This is a genomic window from Streptomyces sp. NPDC054887, from assembly GCF_053610585.1.
In genome coordinates this window covers 124,011-140,232 of sequence record NZ_JBSGYQ010000012.1, presented here as the reverse complement: position 1 = coordinate 140,232, position 16,222 = coordinate 124,011, and the positions used below count along the sequence as shown (strand labels likewise).

Sequence of the window (16,222 nt, the reverse complement as noted above, 5' to 3'; positions counted from 1 at the left end):
GCCGTGAGGCGGGCCGGGCCCTTTCGCGTACGTACGGCGAACGGCCGTCAGGAGATGGCCGGTCGGTAGAGCGCGCGCGGCAGCTGGGACGCCGCCGCGTCGTCCAGCAGCCACAGCGTGCGGCGCGAACCGTACGCGCCGGCCGCCGGGACCTGGACCTCCCCGGCGCCCGACAGCGCGACGGCCGCGGCCTTCGCCTTGTCCTCGCCCGCCGCCAGCAGCCACACCTCACGCGCCGCGCGGATCGCGGGCAGAGTCAGGGTGACGCGGGTGGGCGGGGGCTTGGGCGCGCCGTGCACGCCCACCACCGTGCGCTCGGTCTCGCGGACCGCCGGCAGCTCGGGGAACAGCGAGGCGACATGCGTGTCGGGCCCGACGCCCAGCATCAGGACGTCGAACGCCGGCACCGGACCGTGGTCCTCGGACCCGGCGGCCGCGGCCAGTTCGGCGGCGTACCCGGCCGCCGCCGCGTCCACGTCGTCGCCGTACGCGCCGTCCGACGCCGGCATCGCGTGCACCCGGGCGGGGTCCACCGGCACCGCGTCGAGCAGCGCCTCGCGCGCCTGGGTCACGTTGCGCTCCGGATCCCCCTCGGGCAGGAAACGCTCGTCGCCCCACCACAGGTCGAGCCGCGACCAGTCGACCGCGTCCCGCGCCGGCGACGAGGCCAGCGCGGTCAGCAGGCCGTTGCCGTTGCGCCCGCCGGTCAGGACGACCGACGCGAATCCGCGGGTGGCCTGGGCGTCCACGACCTTCGTGATCAGCCGGGCCGCCGCGGCCTGCGCCATCAGCTCCTTGTCGTGGTGGACGACGAGTTGCGGTGCCCTCACTTCGACGCCGCCTTCTTGGCGGCCGCGCCGGACGCCGTCTTCTTGGCCTGGGCCGCCGCGGACCTGTCCGCCGCGGGCTCCTTGGCGCCCTGCTCACCGAGCCGCTCGACGCCGTACTTCAGCGCCGACGCGTACGTGTCGTCCGGGTCGAGCCTGCGCAGCTCCTCGGCGATCAGCTCGGCGGTGTCCCGCCGCTTGAGCGCCACCGCGCGGTCCGGCTGCCCCTCGATGGACAGCGAGGCCAGCGAACCGTCCGACCGGCCGAGCCTGATCGCCCCGCAGTTGGTGTCCATCCGCACGCCCGTCAGTCCGGGACCGTCCGAGACGGAACGCTTCACCGGTACGCCCAGCCGGTCGGCGAGCCACATGCCGAGCAGCTCGACGCTCGGGTTGAACTCCTCGCCCTCGACCTCGACCGAGCCCACCTCGCACTCGATCTGGTCCAGCGCCGCCGCGAGCATCGAGCGCCACGGCGTGATGCGTGTCCAGGACAGGTCGGTGTCGCCGGGCGTGTACGCCTCGGCGCGCGCGGTCAGCTCCCGGATCGGGTGCTCGGCGGCGTACGTGTCCGTCACCCGGCGCTGCGCCAGCGCGCCCAGCGGGTCCTTCGCCGGGTCCAGCGGCGCGTTCACCGCCCACCACACCACGACGGGGGCGTCGGGCAGCAGCAGCGGCAGCACCACCGACTGCGCGTGGTCGATGACCTCGCCGTACAGCCGCAGGACGACCGTCTCGCCGGTGCCCGCCGCCGTGCCCACGCGCACCTCGGCGTCGAGGCGGGCCTTGGAGCGGTCGCGCGGCGAGCGCGACACCCGCTTGATGACGACCAGGGTGCGCGAGGGGTGCTCGCGGGACGCCTCGTTGGCCGCCTTGAGCGCGTCGTACGCGTTCTCCTCGTCGGTGACGATGACCAGCGTCAGGACCATGCCCACGGCCGGCGTGCCGATGGCGCGGCGGCCCTGGACGAGAGCCTTGTTGATCTTGCTGGACGTGGTGTCCGTCAGGTCGATTTTCATGGCCGACGCCAGCTCCGTCCGTCTCGTGCGAGCATTTCGTCCGCCTCGACCGGGCCCCAGGTACCGGCCGGGTACTGCGCGGGCTTGCCGTTCTTGTCCCAGAACTCCTCGATCGGGTCGAGGATCCGCCAGGACTGCTCGACCTCCTCCAGACGCGGGAACAGGTTGGCGTCGCCGAGCAGGACGTCCAGGATCAGGCGCTCGTACGCCTCCGGGCTGGACTCGGTGAAGGACTCGCCGTACGCGAAGTCCATCGACACGTCCCGCACCTCCATCGCGGTGCCCGGCACCTTGGAGCCGAACCGGACCGTGACACCCTCGTCCGGCTGGACCCGGATGACGAGGGCGTTCTGCCCCAGCTCCTCGGTGGCCGTGTGGTCGAAGGGGGAGTGCGGGGCGCGCTGGAAGACGACCGCGATCTCGGTGACGCGGCGGCCGAGCCGCTTGCCCGTACGGAGGTAGAAGGGGACGCCCGCCCAGCGGCGGTTGTCGATCTCCAGCTTGATCGCGGCGTAGGTGTCGGTCTTCGACTTGGGGTCGATGCCGTCTTCCTGGAGGTAGCCGACGGCCTTCTCGCCGCCCTGCCAGCCGGCCGCGTACTGCCCGCGCACGGTCTCCCGGGCCAGGTCCCTGGGCAGCTTGACGGCGCCGAGCACCTTGGTCTTCTCGGCGACCAGCGCGTCGGCGTCGAAGGAGGCGGGCTCCTCCATGGCGGTCAGCGCGAGGAGCTGGAGGAGGTGGTTCTGGATGACGTCACGGGCGGCGCCGATGCCGTCGTAGTAGCCGGCGCGGCCGCCGATGCCGATGTCCTCGGCCATGGTGATCTGCACGTGGTCGACGTACGACCGGTTCCAGAGCGGCTCGAACATCTGGTTGGCGAACCGCAGCGCCATGATGTTCTGGACCGTCTCCTTGCCCAGGTAGTGGTCGATCCGGAAGACCTCGTTGGCCGGGAAGACCTCGTGGACGATCCGGTTGAGCTCCTGCGCCGAGGCGAGGTCGTGGCCGAAGGGCTTCTCGATGACGGCCCGTCGCCAGGAGCCCTCCTTCTGGTCGGCGAGTCCGTGCTTCTTGAGCTGCTGCACGACCGCCGGGAAGAACTTCGGCGGCACGGACAGGTAGAAGGCGAAGTTGCCGCCGGTGCCCTGCGCCTTGTCGAGCTCCGCGATCGTCGACTTCAGCGTCTCGAAGGCGCTGTCGTCGTCGAAGTTGCCCTGGACGAAGCGCATGCCCTGGATGAGCTGCTGCCAGACCTCCTCGCGGAAGGGCGTACGGGCGTGTTCCTTGACGGCGTCGTGGACGACCTGGGCGAAGTCCTCGTTCTCCCAGTCGCGGCGGGCGAAGCCGATGAGCGAGAAACCCGGCGGCAGGAGGCCCCGATTGGCCAGGTCGTAGACGGCAGGCATCAACTTTTTACGTGACAAATCGCCCGTGACGCCAAAGATGACCAGGCCCGACGGCCCCGCGATACGCGGGAGCCGTCGGTCCTGAGCGTCACGCAGCGGATTGCTGCTGGACAATGTTTAGCCCTCCGAAGGGGCGAGGCGCTTGAGCTCCGCCTCGGTCGACTTGAGCAGGTCGTTCCAGGACGCCTCGAACTTGTCGACGCCCTCGTCCTCGAGCAGCTGCACCACGTCGTCGTAGCTGATCCCGAGCTTCTCGACGGCGTCGAGCTCGGCGCGCGCCTGCTCGTACGTGCCGGCGACCGTGTTGCCCGTGATCCGCCCGTGGTCGCCGGTCGCCTCCAGCGTCGCCTCGGGCATGGTGTTGACCGTGCCGGGGGCGACCAGGTCCTCGACGTACAGGGTGTCCTTGTACGACGGGTCCTTGACGCCGGTCGAGGCCCACAGCGGACGCTGCTTGTTGGCGTTCGCCTTGTCCAGGGCGGCCCAGCGGTCGCTGCCGAAGACCTCTTCGTACGCCTGGTACGCGAGGCGGGCGTTGGCCAGCGCGGCCTTGCCCTTGAGGGCCTTGGCCTCGTCCGTGCCGATGCCGTCGAGACGCTTGTCGATCTCGGAGTCCACGCGGGACACGAAGAACGACGCCACCGAGTGGATCTTGGACAGGTCCAGGCCCGCGGCCTTCGCCTTCTCCAGACCGGCCAGGTAGGCGTCCATGACCTCGCGGTAGCGCTCCAGCGAGAAGATCAGCGTCACGTTGACGCTGATGCCCAGACCGATGGTCTCGGTGATCGCCGGGATGCCCGCCCTGGTGGCCGGGATCTTGATCAGGGTGTTCGGACGGTCCACCAGCCAGGCGAGCTGCCTGGCCTCGGCCGTCGTCGCCCGGGTGTTGTGCGCCAGGCGGGGGTCGACCTCGATCGACACCCGGCCGTCCTGACCGCCGGTCGCGTCGAACACCGGCCGCAGGATGTCGGCGGCGTCCCTCACGTCAGCCGTCGTGATCATGCGGATGGCTTCTTCGACCGTGACCTCGCGGGCGGCGAGGTCGGCGAGCTGCTGGTCGTAGCCGTGGCCCTCCGAGATCGCCTTCTGGAAGATCGACGGGTTGGTCGTGACGCCCACGACGTGCTGCTGGTCGATCAGCTCGGCGAGGTTGCCGGACGTGATCCGCTGGCGCGAAAGGTCGTCAAGCCAGATCGCGACGCCTTCGTCGGAGAGGCGCTTGAGTGCGTCTGTCATGAGAGTTGCATCTCCTACTTGTCGTATATACCGGCGTCAGCGCGCTGCGGCAGCCAGGGATTCCCGGGCCGCCGCCGTGACCGCGTCCGCGGTGAAACCGAACTCACGGAAGAGCACCTTGGCGTCCGCGGAAGCGCCGAAGTGCTCCAGCGAGACGATGCGGCCGGCCTCGCCGACGTACCGGTACCAGGTCAGGGCGATGCCCGCCTCGACCGCGACGCGGGCCTTGACGGACGGCGGCAGCACGCTGTCGCGGTACCCCTGGTCCTGCTCCTCGAACCACTCGATCGAGGGCATCGACACCACACGGGTCGGAATACCGGCCGCCTGGAGCTGCTCGCGCGCCTCGACGGCGAGCTGGACCTCGGAACCGGTGCCGATCAGCACGACCTGCGGCTGGCCGCCCTCGGCCTCCGCGAGCACGTAACCGCCGCGCGCGGCGTCCTCGTTCGCCTCGTACGTCGGCACACCCTGGCGGGTCAGCGCCAGACCGTGCGGGGCGTCGTTGCGGCGCAGGATCTCGCGCCAGGCGATCGCCGTCTCGTTGGCGTCGGCCGGGCGGACCATGTTCAGTCCGGGGATGGCGCGCAGCGCGGCCATGTGCTCGACCGGCTGGTGCGTCGGGCCGTCCTCGCCCAGACCGATGGAGTCGTGCGTCCAGACGTACGTCACGGGCAGCTTCATCAGCGCGGCGAGGCGGACGGCGGGGCGCATGTAGTCGGAGAACACCAGGAAGGTGCCGCCGTAGATGCGGGTGTTGCCGTGCAGCGCGATGCCGTTCATCGTCGAGCCCATGGCGTGCTCGCGGATGCCGAAGTGGACCGTACGGCCGTACGGGTTCGCCTCGGGCAGCGGGTTGCCGACGGGCAGGAACGACGACGTCTTGTCGATCGTCGTGTTGTTCGAGCCGGCGAGGTCGGCGGAACCGCCCCACAGCTCGGGGATGACCGCGCCGAGCGCCTGGAGGACCTTGCCGGAGGCGGCACGGGTCGCGACGGCCTTGCCGGGCTCGAAGACGGGAAGCGCCTTCTCCCAGCCCTCGGGCAGCTCGCCCGCGGCGATGCGGTCGAACGTGGCGGCGCGCTCGGCGTTGGCGTTGCGCCACTCCTGGAACTTCTTGTCCCAGGCGGCGTGCTCCTCACGGCCACGGTCGGCCGCCTTGCGCACGTGCGCGAAGACGTCGTCGTCGACCTGGAAGTGCTGCTCGGGGTCGAAGCCCAGCACGCGCTTGGTGGCCGCGATCTCCTCCTCGCCCAGCGCCGAGCCGTGCGAGGCCTCGGTGCCCTGGGCGTTCGGGGCGGGCCAGGCGATGATCGTGCGCGCCGCGATGATCGACGGGCGCTCGGTCTCGTCCTGCGCCGCCTTCAGCGCCGCGTACAGCGCCTGGACGTCGAAGTCGCCGTTCGCGTTCTGCTCGACGCGCTGCACGTGCCAGCCGTACGCCTCGTAGCGCTTCAGCACGTCCTCGGAGAAGGCGGTCTCGGTGTCGCCCTCGATCGAGATGTGGTTGTCGTCGTAGAGCGCGACGATGCTGCCGAGCTTCTGGTGGCCCGCGAGCGAGGACGCCTCGGCGGAGATGCCCTCCTCCAGGTCGCCGTCGGAGACGATCGCCCAGATGGTGTGGTCGAACGGGGAGGCGCCCTCGGCGGCCTCCGGGTCGAACAGACCGCGCTCGTAGCGGGCGGCCATCGCCATGCCCACGGCGTTGGCGATGCCCTGGCCCAGCGGGCCCGTGGTGGTCTCCACGCCGGTCGTGTGCCCGTGCTCGGGGTGACCCGGCGTCAGGCTGCCCCAGGTGCGGAACGCCTTCAGGTCGTCCAGCTCCAGGCCGTAGCCGGCCATGTAGAGCTGGATGTAGAGCGTCAGGCTGGAGTGACCGGGTGAGAGGACGAAACGGTCGCGGCCGGTCCAGTTCGCGTCACTGGGGTCGTGGCGCATCAGCTTCTGGAACAGCACATACGCGGCCGGGGCGAGGCTCATGGCCGTACCAGGGTGGCCGTTGCCGACCTTCTGTACGGAATCCATGGCCAGGACGCGGACGGTATCGACAGCCCGCTGGTCCAATTCGGTCCACTCGAGATCTGTGGTGGTCGGCTTGGTGCTCACCCTGAGTCAGGGCTCCTCTCCACATGTCGAATCCCGGCGACTGGTAGCGCACCGGGCGTAGTCGAGCCTACCCCCGCGAGAACACGCCTCTTTTCGAGTCCAGGGCTTGGACGGCCCCGGATAAAAGGGGACACCGCCCAGCGTGCGGGCGTGCGGCGCGGTTCGCCTCCCGGAGTTCACCTTGTATGTACGGAGCCCCCTGCTTTTATGTACGGACCCCCCTGCCGCGGTGCTCAACACGACCGGACCCCGGCGGAGATCGGTGTCCGGGCAACGTCTAGAGTGGCGTGGTACGCGCAAGTCTTTACCGGGCCTTCACGCCCGGAGCTTGCTGGAATTTCTCTGTCAGGGGTGTGCGTGACGGCCGTCGAGTCCCGACCCGCAGGGGTCGCCTTGACTCCCAGCCCGGGGGGCCATCGGCCGTTCGGAGCCCGGGTCAAAGCTTTCGTGGCACTGACCAAGCCTCGGATCATCGAACTGCTGCTGATCACCACCGTCCCGGTGATGTTCCTGGCCGAGCAGGGCGTGCCCGACCTGTGGCTGGTCCTGGTGACCTGCCTCGGCGGCTACCTGTCGGCCGGCGGCGCCAATGCGCTGAACATGTACATCGACCGTGACATCGACGCGCTGATGGACCGCACGTCGCAGCGTCCGCTGGTCACCGGCATGGTGAGCCCCGCCGAATGCCTCGTCTTCGGCATCGGCCTGGCCGTGGTCTCCACGCTCTGGTTCGGCCTGCTGGTCAACTGGCTGTCGGCCGCGCTGTCGCTCGGCGCGCTCCTCTTCTACGTCGTCGTCTACACGATGATCCTCAAGCGGCGCACCGCGCAGAACATCGTCTGGGGCGGCATCGCGGGCTGCCTGCCGGTCCTCATCGGCTGGTCCGCCGTCACGAACTCGATGTCCTGGGCCGCCGTCGTCCTCTTCATGGTCATCTTCTTCTGGACGCCGCCGCACTACTGGCCGCTGTCGATGAAGGTGAAGGACGACTACGCCCGGGTGGGCGTCCCGATGCTCCCCGTCGTCGCCTCCAACAAGGTCGTGGCCCGCCAGATCGTCGCGTACAGCTGGGTGATGGTCGGCGTCTCGCTGCTGCTGACCCCGCTGGGCTACACCGGCTGGTTCTACACCGCGGTCGCCCTGGTGGCCGGCGGCTGGTGGCTCAAGGAGGCGCACGGGCTCCAGGCGCGTGCGAAGGCCGGGGTCACCGGCGGCAAGCTCAAGGAGATGCGGCTGTTCCACTGGTCCATCACCTATGTGTCGCTGCTGTTCGTCGCGGTCGCGGTGGACCCCTTCCTGCGTTAGGCCGTCCCCTGTGGACCGCTGGGCTACCCGTCGGTAGCATCGGCGTCATGGCAGACACGAAGCAGGCAGAGCGCAAGGTGGCGAAGCTCGCCAAGGAGATCACCGCCTTCGCCGGGCGGCACGGCGGCGCCGAGGGGCAGCTCGCCTACATCGGCCAGGTGGGCACCCGCATCGTGCTCGTGGGCGAGGACGGCCAGTGGGGCGACCTCGTCGCCCCCTCCCACGCGGTCGCGCGGAGCGCGGCCGAGAAGGCCGGGATCACCCTGCACGAGTCCTTCGACGGCGACTTCGCCGCCAAGGTGCGCACGGGACCGTACGAGTGGAGCCGGATGGCCGGAATCCAGGTCGGCGGCCCCTCCAACGGACCGGCCGACGGACCCGCCGACGCGCCGGCCCCGGATGCTCAGCCGCCCGCCTAGCAACACCTGACGCGGGGGTCACCCGTTAGAGCCTGTGGAAGCACGTCCACCACAGGAGCCCCGGATGATCGAACCGCCTTCCCTGGTGGACCAGTACTGCCACGGAGTGCTCCGTACGGAGCTGGGCCTCGGCACCTTCGAGACCTACCTCGGCAGGACCCCCGCGCCGCCCGCGCCGGGCACCACGTTCTTCGACACGCAGACGGGCTTCGCGGTACGCCGCTGGTGTCCGCCGCTGCTCGGCCTCGAACCGCACTGCCCGCCCGCGCGCTATCTCGCGCGCCGCAGGGAACTGGGCGTGCTGGAGACCGGCAGGAGACTGCTGCGCGGCAGCGGGATCTCCACCTACCTGGTGGACACCGGGCTGCCGGGCGACCTCACCGGGCCCGTCGAGATCGCCGCCGCGGGCGACGCCCAGGCCCGGGAGATCGTGCGCCTCGAACTCCTGGCCGAGCAGGTCGCCGACACCTCGGGCACGGTCGACGGCTTCCTCGCCAACCTCGCCGAGGCCGTGCACGGCGCGGCCCGCTCGGCGGTCGCGTTCACCTCGGTGGCGGGCGTACGGCACGGACTCGCCCTCGCGCCGCACCCGCCGGGGCCCGGCGAGGTGCGCGGCGCGGTGGGGCGCTGGCTGGCCGGGCGCCGGGCCGGCGCCGCGCTCACCGATCCCGTGGTGCTGCGGCATCTGCTGTGGGTCGCCGTCGCCTCCGGGCTGCCGCTCCAGCTCCAGGCGGGGGCGGCGGGCCCCGGCCCGCGGATCGACCGGACCGACCCCGTGCTGCTGACCGACTTCGCGGCGGCGACCGCGGGCCTCGGCACGAACGTGGTGCTGCTGCACGGCTATCCGTACCACCGGCACGCCGCGCACCTGGCGAGCGTCTTCCCGCACGTGTACGCCGACCTCGGACCCGCGCTGGCGCACACGGGGGCGCGGGCGGCGGCCGTACTCGCGGAGATCCTGGAGCTCGCGCCCTTCGGCAAGCTGCTCTTCTCCAGCGGCGCGCGGGGCCTGCCCGAGCTCCACGTGGTGGGCGCGCGGCTGTTCCGCGAGGCGCTGGGCAGGGTGCTCGGCGGCTGGGTCGGCGACGGCGCGTGGTCGCGGGTGGACGCCGAACGGGTCGCCGCCATGATCGCGGCGGGCAACGCCCGCCGCGTCTACAAACTGGCCGAGGCCCCCTCAGACGGCGGCGGACACCGCTGAACCCGGCTGGACGGGCACCGGCGCCGGCGCTTCGAGCGGCCGCTCGCGCAGACTCAGCGCCAGGCGCAGCACCGCGATCCACATCAGCGAGGAGCCGAGCATGTGGGCGCCGACCAGGAGCTCGGGTACGTCGGTGAAGAACTGCACGTAACCGATGGCGCCCTGCGCGAGCAGGACGACCAGCAGGTCGCGGGCGCGCGCCCGGGTGTCGTCGGGGGCGTCGACCACGCGCAGCACCAGCCACATGGCGACGGCCAGCGCGCAGACCACCCAGGCGGCCGCGGCGTGCAGGTGGGCGGCGTCGGCCCAATCCCACGGCATGCGCGGCACGTCGCTGCTGTCACCGGCGTGCTTGCCCGAACCGGTCACCGTCGTACCCAGGGCGATCAGCAGCCCGGAGGTGACGAGCAGCGCCCAGGACAGCTTGCGGACGGGGCGCGGGACCCGCGGACGGGGGGCGGTGTCGCCCTCGCGGGTGCGCTGCCAGGTGATCACGGCGACCGTGAGCAGGGCGTTGGCGAGCAGGAAGTGCCCGGCGACGCTCCACGGGTTCAGGCCCGCCCAGACGGTGATGCCGCCGATGACGGCGTTGCCCATGACGATCCAGAACTGGAGCCAGCCGAGGCGCGTGAGACCGCGCCGCCACGGCTTCGTGGACCGGGCCGCCACGATCGCCCAGCCGACCGCGGCCGACAGGACGTACGTCAGCATGCGGTTGCCGAACTCGATCGCGCCGTGGATGCCCTGTTCGGGCGTCGCGAAGAGACTGTCGTCGGTGCACTTCGGCCAGGTGTCGCAGCCGAGGCCGGAGCTCGTCAGCCGCACGGCGCCGCCGGTGACGATGATCAGGACGGACATCACGACGGCGGAGAGCGCCGCGCGCCGGAGCGTACGGGGGGTGGGCGTCCAGCGCCGCGCGATGAGGGCGAGGGGGGTCAGCACGGGAACCATCGTAGGACGGGGCTTGTGCGGGAATTCACGAGGGGTGCCGAATCGGGGCGTATCTCACTCTGCGCGCGGCCGGACGGCGGATCTCACTCCCAGCGGAAGAAGCGCGCCGCCGCGCCGAGCCCCAGGACCGCCCACGCCGCGAGGATGCCCAGCGATCCCCAGGGGACGGCCACGCCGTGCTGGAGCACGTCGCGCAGGCCGTCCGACAGGGCCGAGATCGGCAGCAGCCCGAGCACCGACTGCACCGCGTCAGGGAACTTCTCCAGCGGCACGATCACCCCGCCGCCCACCAGCAGCAGCAGGAAGACGAGGTTGGCGGCGGCCAGCGTCGCCTCCGCCTTGAGCGTGCCGGCCATCAGCAGGCCGAGGCCGGAGAAGGCCGCCGTGCCGAGGAAGAGGAGGAGCAGCACGGCGAACGGGCTGCCCTGCGGCGACCAGCCGAGGCCGAACGCGATCAGCGTCAGCAGGGCCACCTGGAGCACCTCGGTGACGAGCACCGACAGGGTCTTGGCCGTCATCAGCGCCCAGCGGGGCAGCGGAGAGGTGCCCAGCAGCTTCAGGACGCCGTACCGGCGCTCGAAGCCGGTCGCGATGGCCTGTCCGGTGAAGGCGGTGGACATCACGGCCAGCGCGAGGACGCCGGGGGCCAGGAAGTCGACCGCGGGACCGGAGCCGGTGTCGATGATGTCGACCGACGAGAACAGCACCAGCAGCAGCGCCGGGATGATCACCGTGAGGAGCAGCTGCTCGCCGTTGCGCAGCAGCATCTTCGTCTCGAAGGCGGTCTGCGCCGCGATCATCCGGGGGACGGGGGCCGCTCCCGGACCGGGCGTGTACGTGCCGATGCTCATGAACGCAGGTCCTTACCGGTCAGCTCGAGGAAGACGTCCTCCAGGGAGTGCCGCTCGACGGAGATGCCGTCCGGCATCACGCCGTGCTGCGCGCACCAGGAGGTCACGGTGGCCAGCAGCTGCGGATCGACCTTGCCGGTGATGCGGTACGTCCCCGGCGTCAGCTCGGCCGCCAGGGTGTCCTCCGGCAGGGCCTTGAGCAGGGACGCCACGTCGAGACCGGGCCGGCCGGTGAAGCGCAGGGTGTTCTCGGCGCCGCCGCGGCACAGCTCCTCGGGGCTGCCTTGGGCGATCACCCGGCCGCCGTCGATGATCGCGACGTCGTCCGCGAGCTGCTCGGCCTCGTCCATGAAGTGGGTGGTCAGGACGACGGTGACGCCGTCCGCCCGCAGTTCGCGGACCAGGTCCCAGGTGGACCGGCGGGCCTGCGGGTCGAGCCCCGCGGTCGGCTCGTCGAGGAAGACCAGCTCGGGGCGGCCCACGACGGCCATCGCCAGCGCGAGCCGCTGCTGCTGGCCGCCGGACAGCCGCCGGTACGCCGTACGGCCGCAGCCGCCGAGGCCCAGGCGCTCGATCAGGGCGTCGACGTCCAGGGGGCGGGCGTGCAGCTTCGCCACGTGGCGCAGCATCTCGCCGGCCCTGGCCCCCGAGTAGACGCCGCCCGACTGGAGCATGACGCCGATCCGGGGGCGCAGCTCGGCCGCGTCGGCGATCGGGTCGAGGCCGAGGACGCGCACGGACCCGGCGTCCGGCCTGCGGTAGCCCTCGCACGTCTCGATCGTGGTGGTCTTGCCGGCTCCGTTGGGGCCGAGGACGGCGGTGACCGCGCCCGGACGGACCTCCAGATCGAGGCCGTCGACGGCGGTCTTGGTTCCGTACCGTTTGACCAGTCCTGAGACCTGGACGGCGGCCTGGACGGTCTCGCTTCTCATGCCAGGAAGTCTAGAGAGGGTGCCGGGACCGGTGGCCGGGGGCTCCGGACAAGGCCGGAAAGGTGCTGGTCAGGCCCGTCGAAGTGGCCGGAAGGTCCGTTATGCTCCCGACCGGCCCGCAGGGCGGCGGACGGGGGCGCCGCGCGGCCGGCTGATCGTTTTCGCAGGTCAGATTAGGTTTACCTAAGTGATGCAGCACACCGGAGCTTGATCAGGACGCGGGTTGTCACGCTCTCGGGAATTACGCAACAATGGCGTTGTGAAATACGGTGTGAGTTCGACCGAGCCTCCCCAGGAGGAGCTCGCGACCGGTGAGCGCTCCACGCGCAACCGGATCGCGCGGTCCGTCCTGGACCACGGCCCGTCCACCGCCGCCGATCTCGCGAAACGGCTGGGTCTCACCCAGGCCGCCGTCCGCCGCCACCTCGATTCGCTCGTCGCCGAGAACGTCGTCGAGCCCCGCGAGCAGCGCGTGTACGGCACCAGGACCCGGGGCAGGCCCGCCAAGGTCTTCGCGCTCACCGACTGCGGCCGGGACGCCTTCGACCAGTCCTACGACAAGCTCGCGGCCGACGCCCTGCACTGGATCTCCCAGGCGGCCGGCGGCGGCGAGAAGGGCGAGGCGGCGGTCGCCGCGTTCGCCCGGGCACGGTTCGCCGCCCAGTCCGGGGCCTACCGGGAGGCGGTCGAGGCCGCCGCGCCCGAGGACCGGACCGAAGCGCTTGCCAGGGCTCTGTCGGCCGACGGGTACGCTGCTACGGCGCGTAACGCACCGGTCGGAGAGCAGCTCTGCCAGCACCACTGCCCGGTCGCCCACGTCGCCGAGCAGTACCCGCAGCTGTGCGAGGCGGAGACCGAGTTCTTCTCCGAACTGCTCGGAACGCATGTGCAGCGGCTGGCCACCATCGCCCACGGCGACGGCGTGTGCACCACGTTCATCCCCAAGATTTCCCATTCAGCATCTGCAAGTACGGCCGGGAGGAACCCCGCATGACTCTCCCCACGGAGACTGCCCACCCCGAACTCGAGGGCCTGGGTACGTACGAATTCGGCTGGGCCGACTCCGACGCGGCAGGCGCCGCGGCCAAGCGCGGCCTCTCCGAGGACGTCGTACGCGACATCTCGGCGAAGAAGAACGAGCCGGAGTGGATGCTGAAGCTGCGGCTCAAGGGCCTCAAGCTCTTCGGCAAGAAGCCCATGCCGAACTGGGGCTCCGACCTGTCGGGCATCGACTTCGACAACATCAAGTACTTCGTGCGGTCCACCGAGAAGCAGGCCGAGTCCTGGGAGGACCTGCCGGAGGACATCAAGAACACGTACGACAAGCTCGGCATCCCCGAGGCGGAGAAGCAGCGCCTGGTGGCCGGTGTCGCGGCCCAGTACGAGTCCGAGGTCGTCTACCACCAGATCCGTGAGGACCTGGAGGAGCAGGGCGTCATCTTCCTCGACACGGACACCGCGCTGAAGGAGCACCCGGAGCTCTTCCAGGAGTACTTCGGCACGGTCATCCCGGTCGGCGACAACAAGTTCGCCTCGCTGAACTCGGCCGTGTGGTCCGGCGGCTCGTTCATCTACGTGCCCAAGGGTGTCCACGTCGACATCCCGCTCCAGGCCTACTTCCGCATCAACACGGAGAACATGGGCCAGTTCGAGCGGACGCTGATCATCGTCGACGAGGACGCCTACGTCCACTACGTCGAGGGCTGCACCGCCCCGATCTACTCCTCCGACTCGCTGCACAGCGCCGTCGTGGAGATCATCGTGAAGAAGGGCGGCCGCTGCCGCTACACGACCATCCAGAACTGGTCGAACAACGTCTACAACCTGGTCACCAAGCGCGCCGTGGCGTACGAGGGCGCGACCATGGAGTGGGTCGACGGCAACATCGGCTCCAAGGTGACGATGAAGTACCCGGCCGTCTACCTGATGGGCGAGCACGCCAAGGGCGAGACCCTGTCGATCGCCTTCGCGGGCGAGGGCCAGCACCAGGACGCCGGCTCCAAGATGGTCCACATGGCGCCGAACACCTCCTCCAACATCGTCTCCAAGTCGGTGGCGCGAGGCGGCGGCCGGACCTCCTACCGCGGTCTCGTCGAGATCGGCGAGGGCGCCGCGGGCTCGAAGTCCAACGTGCTCTGCGACGCGCTGCTCGTCGACACGATCTCCCGCTCGGACACGTACCCGTACGTCGACGTGCGCGAGGACGACGTGTCCATGGGCCACGAGGCGACCGTCTCCAAGGTCTCCGACGACCAGCTCTTCTACCTGATGAGCCGCGGCATGACGGAGTTCGAGGCGATGGCGATGATCGTCCGCGGCTTCGTCGAGCCGATCGCCAAGGAGCTGCCCATGGAGTACGCGCTGGAGCTCAACCGGCTGATCGAGCTGCAGATGGAGGGTTCGGTCGGCTGACGCCTCCGTACCCCCGCAGCGACTGACTTTCGACCCAGAGAGAGAGCACTACGACAGCCATGGCTGAGGCTCAGAACATTCCGGCGGGCTCCACGACCGCCGGGTCCATCGCGGTGGCCGCCGAGTCCACCGTCGCCACGCGCATGAGCGCCCCGCCGTCCTTCGACGTGGCGGACTTCCCGGTGCCGCACGGCCGCGAGGAGGAGTGGCGGTTCACGCCGCTGGAGCGCCTGCGCGGGCTGCACGACGGCACCGCCGAGGCCGGCGGCGTCCTCACCGTCGAGGTGACCGCCCCCGAGGGCGTCACCGTCGAGACGGTGGACCGCGACGACGCGCGGCTCGGGAAGGCCGGCACCCCGGTGGACCGGGTCGCGGCCCAGGCGTACAGCTCCTTCGAGAAGGCCTCGGTCGTCTCGGTGCCCAAGGAAGCCGTGCTGACCGAGCCCATCCGCATCGCCGTCCACGGCGAGGGCGGCACGGCCTACGGCCACCAGGTCGTGGAGCTGGGCGCCTTCGCCGAGGCTGTCGTCGTCATCGACCACACCGGTGACGCCGTGCTCGCCGCCAACGTCGACTTCGTCGTCGGCGACGGCGCGAAGCTGACCGTCGTGTCCGTGCAGGACTGGGACGACACCGCCGTGCACGTCTCGCAGCACAACGCGCGGATCGGGCGCGACGCCTCGTTCAAGTCGGTCGTGGTGACCTTCGGCGGCGACCTCGTACGCCTCAACCCGCAGGTGCAGTACGCCGGCACCGGCGGCGAGGCCGAGCTCTTCGGCCTGTACTTCACCGACGCGGGCCAGCACCAGGAGCACCGCCTCCTGGTCGACCACAACACCCCGCACTGCAAGTCGAACGTCGCCTACAAGGGCGCGCTCCAGGGCGACGGCGCGCACGCCGTGTGGATCGGCGACGTGCTGATCCAGGCCGCCGCCGAGGGCACGGACACGTACGAGCTGAACCGCAACCTGGTCCTCACGGACGGCGCGCGGGTCGACTCCGTGCCGAACCTGGAGATCGAGACCGGCGAGATCGTCGGCGCCGGCCACGCCTCCGCCACCGGCCGCTTCGACGACGAGCAGCTCTTCTACCTCATGTCGCGCGGCATCCCGGCCGGAGAGGCCCGCCGCCTGGTCGTCCGCGGCTTCTTCGCGGAGCTCGTCCAGCAGATCGGTCTGCCCGACGTCGAGGAACGCCTCCTCGCCAAGATCGACGCGGAGCTGGAGGCATCCGTCTGATGGCCTTCGTCAAAGCCTGTGCGCTGAGTGAGCTGGAGGACGACACCCCGAAACGGGTGGAGCTCGACGGCACACCGGTGTCCGTCGTCCGCACCGAGGGCGAGGTGTACGCGATCAACGACATCTGCTCGCACGCGAACGTCTCCCTCTCGGAGGGCGAGGTGGAGGACTGCATGATCGAGTGCTGGCTGCACGGATCGAGCTTCGACCTCCGCACCGGCAAGCCCTCCGGCCTTCCCGCGACGCGCCCCGTCCCCGTATACCCCGTCAAGATCGAAGGGGACGATGTGCTCGTCTCCGTCACCCAGGAGTCCTGAGA

Annotated in this window: 15 protein-coding genes; 7 read left to right on the top strand and 8 right to left on the bottom strand. The window is 70.6% G+C overall.

Annotation, left to right across the window (positions count from 1 at the left end; genetic code table 11):
* Positions 1-47 precede the first annotated feature (47 nt).
* Genes pgl through tkt form a run of 5 tightly spaced genes read right to left on the bottom strand, consistent with a single transcriptional unit; the run spans position 48 to position 6,594 of the window.
* Positions 48-830 carry a 6-phosphogluconolactonase gene (gene pgl, locus ACWGH0_RS09845; RefSeq protein ID WP_453403643.1) on the bottom strand — a complete coding sequence of 261 codons (783 nt, stop codon included), beginning with the start codon at positions 828-830 and terminating at the stop codon, positions 48-50.
* The gene (gene opcA, locus ACWGH0_RS09840) at positions 827-1,846 is read right to left on the bottom strand and encodes a glucose-6-phosphate dehydrogenase assembly protein OpcA (protein WP_453403642.1); all 1,020 of its coding nucleotides are present in this window, start codon (positions 1,844-1,846) and stop codon (positions 827-829) included. Before opcA ends, pgl begins: the two co-directional genes overlap by 4 nt.
* Positions 1,843-3,366, bottom strand: a complete 1,524-nt coding sequence (zwf, locus tag ACWGH0_RS09835; RefSeq protein ID WP_453403641.1) for a glucose-6-phosphate dehydrogenase — start codon at positions 3,364-3,366, stop codon at positions 1,843-1,845. The genes opcA and zwf overlap by 4 nt, the downstream gene beginning before the upstream one ends.
* Positions 3,367-3,369: 3 nt before the next feature.
* On the bottom strand, positions 3,370-4,488 hold the full coding sequence (tal, locus tag ACWGH0_RS09830) for a transaldolase (RefSeq protein ID WP_453403640.1): 1,119 nt from the start codon (positions 4,486-4,488) through the stop codon (positions 3,370-3,372).
* A 36-nt stretch (positions 4,489-4,524) separates the two neighbouring features.
* The gene (tkt, locus tag ACWGH0_RS09825; RefSeq protein ID WP_453403639.1) at positions 4,525-6,594 is read right to left on the bottom strand and encodes a transketolase; all 2,070 of its coding nucleotides are present in this window, start codon (positions 6,592-6,594) and stop codon (positions 4,525-4,527) included.
* A gap of 351 nt (positions 6,595-6,945) precedes the next feature.
* Between tkt and ACWGH0_RS09820 the strand changes: the two genes are divergently transcribed.
* From ACWGH0_RS09820 to ACWGH0_RS09810, 3 genes are all read left to right on the top strand, one after another.
* A complete protein-coding gene (locus ACWGH0_RS09820) occupies positions 6,946-7,899 on the top strand; it encodes a heme o synthase (RefSeq protein WP_453403638.1) in 954 nt (317 codons plus the stop codon).
* Positions 7,900-7,946: 47 nt separating this feature from the next.
* Positions 7,947-8,318: a hypothetical protein gene (locus tag ACWGH0_RS09815; protein WP_453403637.1), complete on the top strand. Its 372-nt coding sequence runs from the start codon at positions 7,947-7,949 to the stop codon at positions 8,316-8,318.
* Between the two features lie 64 nt (positions 8,319-8,382).
* Positions 8,383-9,519 carry an amidohydrolase family protein gene (locus ACWGH0_RS09810; RefSeq protein WP_453403636.1) on the top strand — a complete coding sequence of 379 codons (1,137 nt, stop codon included), beginning with the start codon at positions 8,383-8,385 and terminating at the stop codon, positions 9,517-9,519.
* Here ACWGH0_RS09810 and ACWGH0_RS09805 read toward each other — a convergent pair.
* The 3 genes from ACWGH0_RS09805 to ACWGH0_RS09795 form a co-directional block, all read right to left on the bottom strand.
* A complete protein-coding gene (locus ACWGH0_RS09805) occupies positions 9,496-10,470 on the bottom strand; it encodes a COX15/CtaA family protein (protein ID WP_453403635.1) in 975 nt (324 codons plus the stop codon). The two genes, ACWGH0_RS09810 and ACWGH0_RS09805, sit on opposite strands and share 24 nt — an antisense overlap.
* A gap of 83 nt (positions 10,471-10,553) precedes the next feature.
* Positions 10,554-11,321 carry an ABC transporter permease gene (locus ACWGH0_RS09800; protein ID WP_453403634.1) on the bottom strand — a complete coding sequence of 256 codons (768 nt, stop codon included), beginning with the start codon at positions 11,319-11,321 and terminating at the stop codon, positions 10,554-10,556.
* The gene (locus ACWGH0_RS09795) at positions 11,318-12,253 is read right to left on the bottom strand and encodes an ABC transporter ATP-binding protein (RefSeq protein ID WP_453403633.1); all 936 of its coding nucleotides are present in this window, start codon (positions 12,251-12,253) and stop codon (positions 11,318-11,320) included. Before ACWGH0_RS09795 ends, ACWGH0_RS09800 begins: the two co-directional genes overlap by 4 nt.
* A 271-nt stretch (positions 12,254-12,524) precedes the next feature.
* Here ACWGH0_RS09795 and ACWGH0_RS09790 point away from each other — a divergent pair, with 271 nt between their 5' ends.
* Genes ACWGH0_RS09790 through ACWGH0_RS09775 form a run of 4 tightly spaced genes read left to right on the top strand, consistent with a single transcriptional unit; the run spans position 12,525 to position 16,220 of the window.
* On the top strand, positions 12,525-13,247 hold the full coding sequence (locus ACWGH0_RS09790; RefSeq protein ID WP_453403632.1) for a helix-turn-helix transcriptional regulator: 723 nt from the start codon (positions 12,525-12,527) through the stop codon (positions 13,245-13,247).
* Complete coding sequence (sufB, locus tag ACWGH0_RS09785; protein ID WP_453403631.1) at positions 13,244-14,665, top strand: Fe-S cluster assembly protein SufB; 1,422 nt, start codon at positions 13,244-13,246, stop codon at positions 14,663-14,665. Before ACWGH0_RS09790 ends, sufB begins: the two co-directional genes overlap by 4 nt.
* A 59-nt stretch (positions 14,666-14,724) precedes the next feature.
* A complete protein-coding gene (gene sufD, locus ACWGH0_RS09780) occupies positions 14,725-15,903 on the top strand; it encodes a Fe-S cluster assembly protein SufD (protein WP_453403630.1) in 1,179 nt (392 codons plus the stop codon).
* On the top strand, positions 15,903-16,220 hold the full coding sequence (locus ACWGH0_RS09775; protein WP_028813879.1) for a bifunctional 3-phenylpropionate/cinnamic acid dioxygenase ferredoxin subunit: 318 nt from the start codon (positions 15,903-15,905) through the stop codon (positions 16,218-16,220). The genes sufD and ACWGH0_RS09775 overlap by 1 nt, the downstream gene beginning before the upstream one ends.
* Positions 16,221-16,222: the final 2 nt, after the last annotated feature.